This window comes from Streptomyces sp. RKAG337 (genome assembly GCF_023701715.1).
In the GTDB taxonomy this organism is placed as follows: Bacteria; Actinomycetota; Actinomycetes; order Streptomycetales; family Streptomycetaceae; genus Actinacidiphila.
The window spans coordinates 2,236,670-2,248,199 of sequence record NZ_JAJOZA010000001.1; the positions used below are offsets into that span (position 1 = coordinate 2,236,670).

The following is an 11,530-nucleotide window of genomic DNA, read 5'->3' on the forward strand; positions in this document are numbered from 1 at the left end:
TGGGCACGGTCCTCCTTACGCCTTGTAGTAGCTGGCTTCCGGGTGGTGGATGACGATCGCGTCGGTGGACTGCTCCGGGTGCAGCTGGAACTCCTCGGACAGGACGACGCCGATGCGTTCCGGCTTGAGCAGGTCCATGATCTTGGCGCGGTCCTCCAGGTCCGGGCAGGCCGGATAGCCGAGCGAGTAGCGGCAGCCCTGGTACTCGGTGCGGAACATCGCGTCCAGGTTGTCCGGATCGGCGCCCGCGATCCCCAGTTCGGTGCGGATCCGGGCGTGCCAGTACTCGGCCAGCGCCTCGGTCAACTGGACGGAGAGGCCGTGCAGTTCGAGATAGTCGCGGTAGGCGTTGGCGGCGAACAGCTCGTTCGCCACCTCGGAGACCTTGTTCCCCATGGTCACGACGGTGAGCGCGATGACGTCCGGCTCGCCGCTGCCTTCCGGGCGGAAGAAGTCCGACAGGCAGAGATGCCGGTCGCGGTGCTGGCGGGGGAACGTGAAGCGGTGGCTCTCGCCGCCGGTCTTCTCGTCCAGGATGATCAGGTCGTCGCCCTTGGACACGCAGGGGAAGTAGCCGTAGACGACGGCCGCTTCGAGCATGTTCTCGGTGTGCAGCCGGTCCAGCCACATCCGCAGCCGCGGCCGGCCCTCTGTCTCGACCAGCTCCTCGTACGAAGGCCCGCCCCCGCGGCCGGACTTCAGCCCCCACTGGCCCATGAACGTGGCCCGCTCGTCCAGCCAGGAGGAGTACTCCGCGAGCGGAATGCCCTTCACGATCCGGGTCCCCAGGAACGGCGCCTTCGGGACGGGGTTGTCGGCCGCCACGTCGGAGCGGGCGGGCAGCAGTTCCGGGGCCACCGGACCGCGTGCGGGACGGTCCACGGCGGCGACGCGGCGCTGCTTGAGCGGGGGGAGGGTGGCGCCGGGGACACCGCGCTTGACGGCGATCAGCGCGTCCATCAGCCGCAGGCCCTCGAAGGCGTCCCGGGCGTAGCGGACCTCGCCCTCGTAGATCTCGTGCAGGTCCTGCTCGACGTAAGCGCGGGTCAGGGCGGCGCCGCCCAGGATCACGGGGTAGTCGGCGGCCATCTTGCGCTGGTTGAGCTCCTGGAGGTTCTCCTTCATGATCACGGTGGATTTCACGAGGAGTCCCGACATCCCGATCACGTCGGCCTTGTGCTCGGTGGCCGCGTCCAGGATCGCCGCCACCGGCTGCTTGATCCCCAGGTTGACGACGTTGTAGCCGTTGTTGGACAGGATGATGTCGACGAGGTTCTTACCGATGTCATGGACGTCCCCGCGAACCGTGGCCAGCACGATCGTGCCCTTGCCCTCCGCGTCGGACTTCTCCATGTGCGGTTCCAGATACGCCACCGCGGTCTTCATGACCTCGGCCGACTGCAGCACGAACGGCAGCTGCATCTGCCCGGAGCCGAACAGCTCACCGACGACCTTCATGCCTTCCAGCAGCGTGTCGTTGACGATCGCCAGCGCGGGGCGGGTCGTGAGCGCCTCGTCCAGGTCCCGGTCCAGGCCGTTCTTCTCACCGTCGATGATCCGCCGCTGCAGGCGCTCGTCCAGCGGCAGCGCTGCCAGCTCCTCCGCGCGACCCGCCTTCACCGACTTCATGTCGACGCCCTCGAACGCCGCCAGGAAAGCCTGCAACGGGTCATAGCCCTCACGACGCCGGTCGTAGACCAGGTCGAGGGCGATCTCCCGCTGCTCCTCGGGGATCCGGGCGATCGGCACGATCTTGCTGGCGTGCACGATGGCGGAGTCGAGGCCGGCGTCCACACATTCGTTCAGGAAGACCGAGTTCAGCACGACACGGGCGGCCGGATTCAGACCGAAGGAGATGTTCGACAGACCCAGGGTCGTCTGCACCAGCGGGTGCCGGCGCTTCAGCTCCCTGATCGCCTCGATCGTCGAGATCCCGTCCTTACGGGACTCCTCCTGACCGGTCGCGATCGTGAACGTCAGACAGTCCATCAGGATGTCCGATTCGAGGATGCCCCAGTTGGTGGTCAGGTCCTCGATCAGCCGCTCGGCGATGGCGACCTTGTGCTCGGGGGTGCGGGCCTGGCCCTCCTCGTCGATCGTCAGCGCGATCAGCGCGGCGCCGTGCTCAGCCGCCAGCGCCGTGATCTGCGCGAACCGGGACTCGGGACCGTCGCCGTCCTCATAGTTGACGGAGTTGATGACCGCCCGGCCACCCAGCTTCTCCAACCCCGCCCGCAGCACCGGGACTTCGGTGGAGTCCAGCACGATGGGGAGGGTGGAAGCCGTCGCGAAACGGCCCGCGACCTCGGCCATGTCCGCGGCACCGTCACGGCCCACGTAGTCCACGCACAGGTCCAGCAGGTGCGCGCCCTCGCGGATCTGATCGCGGGCCATCTCCACGCAGTCGTCCCAGCGGCCCTCCAGCATCGCCTCACGGAACTTCTTCGACCCGTTGGCGTTCGTCCGCTCACCGATCGCGAGATACGACGCATCCTGCTTGAACGGCACCGTCTGGTAGAGCGACGCCGCACCCGGCTCCGGGCGCGGATTGCGCGGGACCAGATCCAGGCCCCGCACCCGCTCCACGACCTGCCGCAGATGCTCGGGGGTGGTGCCGCAGCAACCGCCCACCAGCGACAACCCGTACTCGCGCACGAACGTCTCGTGGGCGTCCGCGAGCTCCTCGGGCGACAGCGGGTAGTGCGCGCCGTCCTTGCCCAGCACCGGCAGGCCGGCGTTCGGCATGCAGGAGACCTGGGTCCGGGCGTGCCGGGCCAGGTAGCGGAGGTGCTCGCTCATCTCGGCGGGGCCGGTGGCGCAGTTCAGGCCGATCATGTCGATGCCGAGCGGCTCCAGCGCCGTCAGCGCCGCACCGATCTCGGAACCCAGCAGCATCGTGCCCGTCGTCTCCACCGTGACCTGGCAGATCAGCGGCAGCTGGATGCCGGCGGAGCTCATCGCCCGCCGGGCACCGACGATGGCGGCCTTGGTCTGGAGCAGGTCCTGGGTGGTCTCCACCAGGATGGCGTCCGCGCCGCCCTCGATGAGGCCCGCCACGTTCTCCTCGTAGCCGTCCCGCAGCAGCGCATAGGGGGCGTGGCCGAGGGTCGGGAGCTTCGTGCCGGGGCCGACGGAGCCGAGCACCCAGCGCGGCCGGTCCGGCGTGGCGAAACCGTCCGCCACCTCACGGGCCAACCGGGCGCCGGAGAGCGAGAGTTCATGAATGCGGCCGGGGATGTCGTACTCCCCCAGCGCCGCCAGGTTCGCACCGAAGGTGTTGGTCTCGACGCAGTCGACACCCGCCGCGAAGTACTCCTCGTGCACCGACCGGACGATGTCCGGCCGCGTCACGTTCAGAACCTCGTTGCAGCCCTCCAGGTTCTCGAAGTCGTCCAGCGACGGATCCTGCGCCTGCAGCATCGTGCCCATCGCGCCATCGCCCACCACCACCCGCGACGCGAACGCGTCCCGCAGCAGCCGCACCCTCTCCCGGCTCTCCTGGCTCTTCTGACTCTTCTGGCTCACGCTCACAGGGACCTCGCCAGATAGGACAACCGCGGTTCGAGCTCGGTGGCGGACTCGGTGCCGTAGCCGGTCCGCAGCCGGCTGAGGAGGTCGGTGCGGTCCAGGTGGTACTCCTGGGTGCCGACCGATTCGAGGACGACGGTGGCCAGCGCGCAGCCCAGTTCGGCCGAGCGCCGCAGGGTGAGATCCCAGGAGACGCCGGCGAGGAACCCGGCGCGGAAGGCGTCGCCGACCCCGGTGGGTTCGGTGGCGCCGGTGGTCGGGGCGGCCGGTACGAGGATCGGGGCTTCGCCCGCGCGCTCGATGCGGACGCCCTTGGCGCCGAGCGTGGTGATCCAGGTGCCGACGCGCTGGAGCACCTGGTCCGCGCTCCAGCCGGTGCGTTCCTGGAGGAGCGCGGCCTCGTACTCGTTGCTGAAGAGGAACCGCGGGCCGTCGAGGAGCAGCCGCACCGACTCGCCGTCCAGGCGGGCGAGTTGCTGCGACGGATCGGCCGCGAAGGGAATGCCCAGCTCACGGCATTCCGCGGTGTGCCGGAGCATCGCCTCGGGGTCGTTGGGCGCGATGACGACCAGGTCGAGGGCGCCGGCACGTTCCGTGACGGGGGCGAGGGCGATCCGGCGGGCCTCGGCCATGGCGCCCGCGTAGAACGTGGCGATCTGGTTCTGCACCGAGTCGGTGGTGCAGACGAAGCGGGCCGTCTGGTGCTCGTGGGAGATCTGGACGGAGTCGGTGTCGACGCCGTGCTGCTTGAGCCAGACCTGGTAGTCGGCGAAGTCCGGGCCGACCGCGCCGACCAGCACCGGGGCGAGGCCGAGCTGCCCCATGCCGAAGGCGATGTTCGCCGCCACCCCTCCCCGGCGGACCTCGAGGGTGTCGGCGAGGAAGGACAGGGAGACGTTCTGGAGCTGGTCGGCGACCAGGTGGTCGGTGAACCGACCGGGGAAGACCATCAGATGGTCGGTTGCGATGGATCCTGTGATGGCGGTGCGCATCTCAGTCACTCACTCCTCCGGTGCTCTTCCTCGGCCGGCTGTCAGAGACCGGCGGCCTGGCGGAGTTTGGCCGCCCGGTCGGTGGACTCCCAGGTGAAGTCGGCGTCCGTCCGGCCGAAGTGGCCGTAGGCGGCGGTCTGCGCGTAGATGGGCCGCAGCAGGTCGAGGTCGCGCACGATGGCGGCCGGGCGCAGGTCGAAGACCTGGCTGACGGCGTCCTGGATGCGGGCCACGGGGATGGTCTCGGTGCCGAACGTCTCGACGAACAGCCCGACGGGGGCGGCCTTGCCGATGGCGTAGGCGACCTGGACCTCGCAGCGCGTCGCCAGATCGGCGGCGACGACGTTCTTGGCGACCCAGCGCATCGCGTAGGCGGCCGAACGGTCCACCTTGGACGGGTCCTTGCCGGAGAACGCGCCACCACCGTGCCGGGCCATCCCGCCGTACGTGTCGACGATGATCTTCCGGCCGGTCAGCCCCGCGTCACCCATCGGACCGCCCACCTCGAACCGCCCGGTCGGGTTGACGAGCAACCGGTAGCCCTCCGTCGACAGGGTGAGGCCGAGGGCTTCGAGCTCGGGCTCCACGACGAACTCCCGGATGTCCGGGGCCAGCAGGGAGTCCAGGCTGATGTCGGGCGCGTGCTGGCTGGAGATCACGACGGTGTCGAGGCGGACGGCCTTGCTGCCGTCGTACTCGATGGTGACCTGGGTCTTGCCGTCCGGGCGCAGATACGCCAGCCGGCCGCTCTTGCGGACCGCGGAGAGCCGGCGGGAGAGGCGGTGGGCCAGCGCGATCGGCAGCGGCATCAGCTCGGGCGTGTCATCGCACGCGTAGCCGAACATCAGGCCCTGGTCGCCGGCGCCCTGACGGTCGAGGTCGTCCTCGCCGCCCTCCACCCGCGACTCGTACGCGGTGTCGACGCCCTGTGCGATGTCCGGGGACTGCGCACCGATGGAGACCGACACACCGCACGAAGCCCCGTCGAATCCCTTTGCGGACGAGTCGTACCCGATATCCAGCACCGTCTGCCGCACGATCGCCGGAATATCGGCGTACGCGGATGTGGTGACCTCACCGGCAATGTGCACCTGACCGGTCGTGATCAGGGTTTCGACGGCGACCCGGGCGGTGCGGTCCTGCCCGAGGAGTGCGTCGAGGACGGAGTCACTGATCTGGTCGGCGATTTTGTCGGGGTGTCCCTCGGTAACCGATTCCGACGTGAAAAGGCGGCGGGCCATGGATTCCTCCAGATGCGTATCCAACGCTCCGGTGGACCGTGGAGCGATATCCACGAGAGCGTGCGATCGGCTCCTTGCGGACGGCTAAAGCGAAACCTGTGCACGGCCCGCCCAACGGGGGTAGCCTTTTTTGATGCCCTTGCGGGCCGTGGATCGCTTTAGGGGCGCTTTAGTCCCACCTGTCGCAATGGATGCGAGAAAGGAGCTATCCATGACCCGCTACCTCATCAGCTTCCTCCCGTGGATCGCCTATGCCTTCGTCGCCACAAGCGATGACTGGCGCAAGGGTGCACTGGTCGGGCTCGGGATCGCCACAGTGGTGATCTGGCGCGATCGCAAGTCCGGCAAGAACTGGGACGAGATGGTGATCGAGACCAGCGCGTTCGTGTTCTTCGCGGGGATCGCCTGGCTGTCCTACGCGCAACCGGACTCGGATCTGGTCCGTTACGGGCCGGCTCTTGTCGACGCGTGGCTCGCCCTCACCGCCTGGGGCTCGCTGCTCATCCGTCGGCCGTTCACCCTCGGCATCGCACGCAAACTCGTACCGGAGAAGGTCGCCCGCACGGAGGCGTTCTACCAGACCAACGCCGTCATCACGCAGGTGTGGGGGCTCGCCTTCGCGGCCGCCGCCGTCGTGCTGGCCTTCATCATCCGCGCCGACGCGCACGCGACGACACCCATGATCGTCGTCAAGGTCGCCAGCTTCGTGATCCCCGTGCTCTTCACGATCCGCTACCCGAAGGCCGTCGCCGCGCGCCGCGCGCACCAGACGGCCTGATCCCAACCCGCGCCAACGCTCCCCCCACCGTCCCACCGCCTCAGTGAGTGAGGCGGTGGGTTCAGTGTTGCCCGGGTTCGGTACTGCGTCGCTGTGCGGCCCCCGCCCACGGTGGCCACGGTGGACATGACCGTGCGGCGGCCACGGCGACATGACCGTGCCCCGGATCCTCAGCGGATCCGGGGCACAGGGCGGGTGGTTCGTGTCGGGTCAGCCGTAGGCCCAGGCGCCCGGCGGGCTGTAGCTGTCGGGGGTCCAGCGCGGCGGCCGGCTGCTCTGGCCGACCCGTCCGCCCTGGTCGTCGTCGGCCACGGCCTTCTGCCGGAGGACGGCGAGGAGGGCCACCGTCGCGGCGGCCACCTGTTCGTCGTCCGGCTCGCCGCGGACGAACTGGATGAGCAGTTCGTCGGCGGCCACATCTGCTGACGGCTCTTCGGCGGCCGGTGCGCTCGGTGTCGTCATGGCCGTCACACCGGCGGGTTTCCGTGCTTGCGGGACGGGAGCGTGGCGTGCTTCGTGCGGAGCATCGCCAGCGAGCGGATCAGCACCGAACGGGTCTCCGCGGGGTCGATGACGTCGTCGACGAGGCCGCGCTCCGCCGCGTAGTAGGGGTGCATCAGTTCCTCCTGGTACTGCTTGATGCGCTCGGCGCGGACCGCGTCCGGGTCGTCGGCCGCGGCGATCTCGCGCCGGAAGACGACGTTGGCGGCGCCCTCCGCGCCCATGACCGCGATCTCGTTGGTCGGCCAGGCGAAGGACAGGTCGGTGCCGATGGACCGCGAGTCCATGACGATGTACGAACCGCCGTAGGCCTTACGGAGGATGACCTGGATCCGCGGCACGGTGGCGTTGCAGTACGCGTACAGCAGCTTCGCGCCGTGCCGGATGATGCCGCCGTGCTCCTGCGCGCTGCCGGGCAGGAAGCCCGGCACGTCGACGAGGGTGACCAGCGGAATGCTGAAGGAGTCGCACATCTGGACGAACCGCGCGGCCTTTTCCGAGGCGTTGATGTCCAGGACGCCCGCCAGGGACGCCGGCTGGTTCGCCACGATGCCGACCACCTGGCCGTCCAGCCGCGCCAGCGCGCAGACGATGTTGGTGGCCCAGGCAGCGTGCACCTCGAAGAAGTCGCCGTCGTCGACGATCTCCTCGATCACCGGGCGGATGTCGTAGGCGCGGTTGGCGTCGGCCGGCACCAGTTCCAGCAGCGACTCGTTGCGGCGGTCGGCCGGGTCGGCCGTGGTGACGGCCGGCGGCAGTTCCCGGTTGTTCGAGGGCAGCAGCGAGAGCAGGTAGCGGACTTCGGCGAGGCACTCGGCCTCGTCCTCGTAGACGAACTGGGCCGCGCCGGAGACGGACGCGTGCACATCGGCGCCGCCGAGCTGGTCGTGGGAGATCTTCTCGCCGGTGACGGCCTGCACCACGTCGGGCCCGGTGATGTACATCTGCGAGGTGCCGCGCACCATGAAGACGAAGTCGGTGAGGGCCGGGGAGTAGGTGGCGCCGCCCGCGCACGGGCCGAGCATCACGCTGATCTGCGGGATGACGCCCGACGAGCGGACGTTGCGGCGGAAGATGCCGCCGTATCCGGCGAGCGCGGTGACGCCCTCCTGGATGCGGGCCCCGGCGCCGTCGCTGAGGCTGACCAGGGGTGCGCCGGCCGATTCCGCCAGGTCCATCACCTTGTGGATCTTCTCGGCGTGGGCCTCGCCCAGCGAGCCGCCGAAAATCCGGAAGTCATGGGCGTAGACGAAGACCGTGCGGCCCATGACCTCGCCCCAGCCGGTCACCACACCGTCGGTGTAGGGGCGCTTGTTCTCCAGCCCGAAGCCGGTGGCACGATGCCGGCGCAGCGGTTCGATCTCGGTGAACGTGCCCTCGTCGAAGAGCAGTTCCAGCCGTTCGTGGACGGTCAGTTTGCCCTTGGCCCACTGCTGTTCCGTCGCGCGCGGCCCCGGTCCGTCCCTGACCGTCTGTTTGACCAGGTTGAGCAGCGCGACCCGGGACCTCGGGTCCTGCCGCGGTGGCGGGAGCTGTCCCGTCACCGGGGCCAGCGTCTGCGGCCCGGTCGAGGTGATGTCCTCGGCAATGGTCATGGTTCGGTTCACCCATCCACTCGGTCAGGTCCACTCGGTCAGGCGATTGCAGCGATTGATGAAACAGCCTGAACCTCATTGAAGCCGCGGCGTCGAAGCAGGTGCCACAGCGTCGACCCCCTACCCTCCGGCGGCCCACCCCTATTCCCTGTCCGGTATGGGTGTTGCTAAGGGGAGCGGGCGGGGAGACATAGGGGTTACTCCCCCTTGCGACAGCCCGTAGAAAAGACCGGACGAGGCCAGTTCGCGACAAGGCGGGTTTCAGCGATGACTACGGCAATGGTGTTTCCAGGAATGGGTCCCACCCGTTTCTCCGACCTGGGCAGGTTTCTGCTTCTGAATACCTTTGCCCGCGATCTGCTGCCGATCGCCGACGAGGCCCTGGGCTACTCGGTGTTCGACCGGTTCCGCGAGTCCGGCGAGGATTATTCGGAGGCGGCGCAGATTGCCTTCATGGTCGCCTCGACGGCGCTCGCCCAGTGGGCCCGCGCCGAGCTGGGCGCCGAGGCCGAGATCTGCGCGGGGCCCAGTTTCGGCGAGAAGCCGCTGATGGCGTTCTGCGGTGCGCTGGACTTCCCCGACGCGGTGGTGATGACGGCCCGGCTGGCCCGTTGCACCGCCGACTACTTCGCCACCGAGCACCGGGACGTGGTCACCCAGTCCTTCGTCCGGGCTCCCGTCGACGGGCTGCGCGAGCTGCTCGCCGGGATGGACGAGCGGGGCGAGTGGTACGACCTGTCCTGCCGCCTCGACAAGGGCTTCGAGATGATCTCGCTGCGCGAGGAGCATCTGGAGGCGTTCACCGGCCGGCTGCGGAAGATCGGTTCGCTGCCGCTGTACGCGATGCGCCCGCCGATGCACTCCTCGCTGTTCACCGGGCTGCGTGACCGGGCCGCCGTCGAGGTCATCGACGCCCTGCCGCTGCGCGACCCCGAACTGCCGGTGCTCGCCGACCAGGACGGCCGGCTCATCGACACCGCCGAGGGGCTCAGGACGATGCTCCGGGACCACTTCGTGCAGCCGGTGGACTGGCCGGCGGTCCTCGCCGAGCTGGGCCGGCGCGGGGTGACGCGGCTGGTGGTGGCCGGCCCCGACGCCCTGTTCAGCCGGGTGGAGTGCGCGGTGCGCAACTTCGAAGTCGTCCTGGCCGATCCGAAGCACGCGATGCGTCCCAAGGCAGGTGTCTGACATGAGCGTGATCACGGAGACGGGATCGACGACGGCGGCAGAAGCAGCGGCGGTAGCCACCGGACCGACGGCGGCCGCCCTGGACCACACCCTGCACGGCCGGTTCCTGCGCGGCCTCGCGATCGCCCCCGACCGCCCCGCCTTCCGGGTCGGCGGCCGGGACGTCAGCTACACCGAGGCCCACGACAGCGCGCTGGCCTGGGCGGGCGCCCTGCGCCACGCGGCTCCCGCCAGGACGCACGGCCCGCGCGTCGTCGCCATCCTGGCCACCAAGACCCCCGAGGCCTACATCGGACTGCTGGCCGCCCTCTACCTGGGCGCCGTGGCGGTCCCGGTGAACCCGGACTTCCCCGCCGCCCGCAACCGGTCGATCCTGACGGCGGCCGGCGTCGACGCGGTGATCACCGACCGGCGCGGACTGGCCGCCCTCGACGCCCTGACGGCGGACCGGGACGACCGGACCGCCGCGGACGGCCCGCTGCTCGTCCTCGTCCCGGGCGCGGAACCGCGCCCGGACCTCATCACGGCCACCCCGCAGGAGACCGCCCTCGCGGCGCCGCTGCCGGCCGGTGCCGAGGACACCGCGTACATCCTGTTCACGTCCGGTTCGACCGGCCGCCCGAAGGGCGTGCCCACAAGCCACCGCGCGGCCGACAGCTACTTCCGCACGCTGGACGCGCGGTACGGCTTCGGCCCCGACGACGTGTTCTCGCAGACCTTCGACCTGACCTTCGACTGCGCCATGTTCGACCTGTTCTGCGCCTGGGGCGCGGGCGGCTGTGTCGTCCCGATCCCGATGCAGGCGTACCGGGACCTGCCGGAGTTCCTGGCCGAGCAGCGGATGACGGTGTGGTTCTCGACCCCCGGCGGCATCGCGCTGGCCCGCCGCACCGGCGCCATGTCGCCGGGCGCGCTGCCCGGGCTGCGCTGGAGCCTGTTCGCGGGCGAGCCGCTGCACCGGCAGGACGCCGAGGACTGGCTGCGGGCCGCACCGCACTCCGTGGTGGAGAACCTGTACGGGCCGACGGAGTTGACGATCACCGTCACCGCGCACCGGCTGTCCCCCACGACCCCCGACGAGCGATACGTCAACGGCGTCGTCCCGATCGGCCCGGTGCACGACTCCCTCCGCCAGCTGCTGCTCGCCCCGGACGGATCGGTGGACACCGGAACCGACGCCGGCGGGAGCGAGGGCCGGACCGACGCCGGTGAGGGCGAACTGTGCATCACCGGGCCGCAGATGTTCTCGGGCTACCTCGACCCGGCCGAGGACGCGGGCCGCTTCCTGGAGCACGACGGTCGGCGCTGGTACCGGACCGGGGACCGCGTACGCCGGTACCCGGACGGCGAGATCGCCTACGTGGGACGGGCCGACGACCAGGTGCAGGTGCAGGGCTGGCGGGTGGAGCTCTCCGAGGTCAGCCACAGCGTGCGCCGGCTGCCGGGGGTCGAGGACGCCGTCACGGTGGCCGCGGCCGTCGGCGGCAGCCACGAACTCGTCACGTTCTACACCGGTGAGCCCGCCGCATCGGCCGACCTGGCCCGCCGGTTGACCGCGGACCTGCCCAAGGCGATGGTCCCCCGGCTCTTCCAGCATCTGGAGGAGTTCCCGATGAACCCCAACCGGAAGATCGACCGGTCCACTCTCAGGTCCCGCGCCGAGGCGCTGCTGGACCGCGGCCGGATCCGCAGCTGACAAGGAGATGA

8 protein-coding genes are annotated in these 11,530 nt (G+C 69.9%); 3 read left to right on the plus strand and 5 right to left on the minus strand.

Going from position 1 to position 11,530, the window contains the following annotated elements:
• Positions 1-15: 15 nt before the first annotated feature.
• The 3 genes from metH to metK are packed head-to-tail and all read right to left on the minus strand — an operon-like array spanning position 16 to position 5,761.
• Entirely contained in the window at positions 16-3,525 is a 3,510-nt protein-coding gene (gene metH, locus LNW73_RS09810; RefSeq protein WP_250989663.1) for a methionine synthase, read from the minus strand.
• A gap of 2 nt (positions 3,526-3,527) precedes the next feature.
• Positions 3,528-4,520, minus strand: a complete 993-nt coding sequence (locus LNW73_RS09815) for a carbohydrate kinase family protein (protein ID WP_250989664.1) — start codon at positions 4,518-4,520, stop codon at positions 3,528-3,530.
• A 41-nt stretch (positions 4,521-4,561) separates the two neighbouring features.
• Positions 4,562-5,761: a methionine adenosyltransferase gene (gene metK, locus LNW73_RS09820; RefSeq protein WP_138355984.1), complete on the minus strand. Its 1,200-nt coding sequence runs from the start codon at positions 5,759-5,761 to the stop codon at positions 4,562-4,564.
• Positions 5,762-5,972: 211 nt separating this feature from the next.
• Between metK and LNW73_RS09825 the strand changes: the two genes are divergently transcribed.
• Positions 5,973-6,539, plus strand: coding sequence for a hypothetical protein (locus LNW73_RS09825; RefSeq protein ID WP_250989665.1), 567 nt, complete (start codon positions 5,973-5,975; stop codon positions 6,537-6,539).
• Between the two features lie 210 nt (positions 6,540-6,749).
• Here LNW73_RS09825 and LNW73_RS09830 read toward each other — a convergent pair whose 3' ends face one another.
• Both LNW73_RS09830 and LNW73_RS09835 read right to left on the minus strand, forming a co-directional pair.
• The gene (locus tag LNW73_RS09830) at positions 6,750-7,001 is read right to left on the minus strand and encodes an acyl-CoA carboxylase epsilon subunit (protein ID WP_250989666.1); all 252 of its coding nucleotides are present in this window, start codon (positions 6,999-7,001) and stop codon (positions 6,750-6,752) included.
• 5 nt (positions 7,002-7,006) lie between these two features.
• A complete protein-coding gene (locus LNW73_RS09835; protein WP_250989667.1) occupies positions 7,007-8,635 on the minus strand; it encodes an acyl-CoA carboxylase subunit beta in 1,629 nt (542 codons plus the stop codon).
• A gap of 294 nt (positions 8,636-8,929) precedes the next feature.
• On the opposite strand from LNW73_RS09835, the gene LNW73_RS09840 reads away from it, so the two are divergent.
• Positions 8,930-9,823, plus strand: a complete 894-nt coding sequence (locus LNW73_RS09840) for an ACP S-malonyltransferase (protein WP_250989668.1) — start codon at positions 8,930-8,932, stop codon at positions 9,821-9,823.
• 1 nt (position 9,824) lies between these two features.
• On the plus strand, positions 9,825-11,519 hold the full coding sequence (locus LNW73_RS09845; RefSeq protein ID WP_250989669.1) for an AMP-binding protein: 1,695 nt from the start codon (positions 9,825-9,827) through the stop codon (positions 11,517-11,519).
• Positions 11,520-11,530: the final 11 nt, after the last annotated feature.

What these genes read in the sequence shown, in the direction of transcription:
- LNW73_RS09815 (WP_250989664.1), bottom strand. Translation starts at nt 4,520, where the DNA reads ATGCGCACCGCCATCACAGGATCCATCGCAACCGACCATCTGATGGTC.
- metK (WP_138355984.1), bottom strand. Translation starts at nt 5,761, where the DNA reads ATGGCCCGCCGCCTTTTCACGTCGGAATCGGTTACCGAGGGACACCCC.
- LNW73_RS09825 (WP_250989665.1), top strand. Translation starts at nt 5,973, where the DNA reads ATGACCCGCTACCTCATCAGCTTCCTCCCGTGGATCGCCTATGCCTTC.
- LNW73_RS09830 (WP_250989666.1), bottom strand. Translation starts at nt 7,001, where the DNA reads ATGACGACACCGAGCGCACCGGCCGCCGAAGAGCCGTCAGCAGATGTG.
- LNW73_RS09835 (WP_250989667.1), bottom strand. Translation starts at nt 8,635, where the DNA reads ATGACCATTGCCGAGGACATCACCTCGACCGGGCCGCAGACGCTGGCC.
- LNW73_RS09840 (WP_250989668.1), top strand. Translation starts at nt 8,930, where the DNA reads ATGGGTCCCACCCGTTTCTCCGACCTGGGCAGGTTTCTGCTTCTGAAT.
- LNW73_RS09845 (WP_250989669.1), top strand. Translation starts at nt 9,825, where the DNA reads ATGAGCGTGATCACGGAGACGGGATCGACGACGGCGGCAGAAGCAGCG.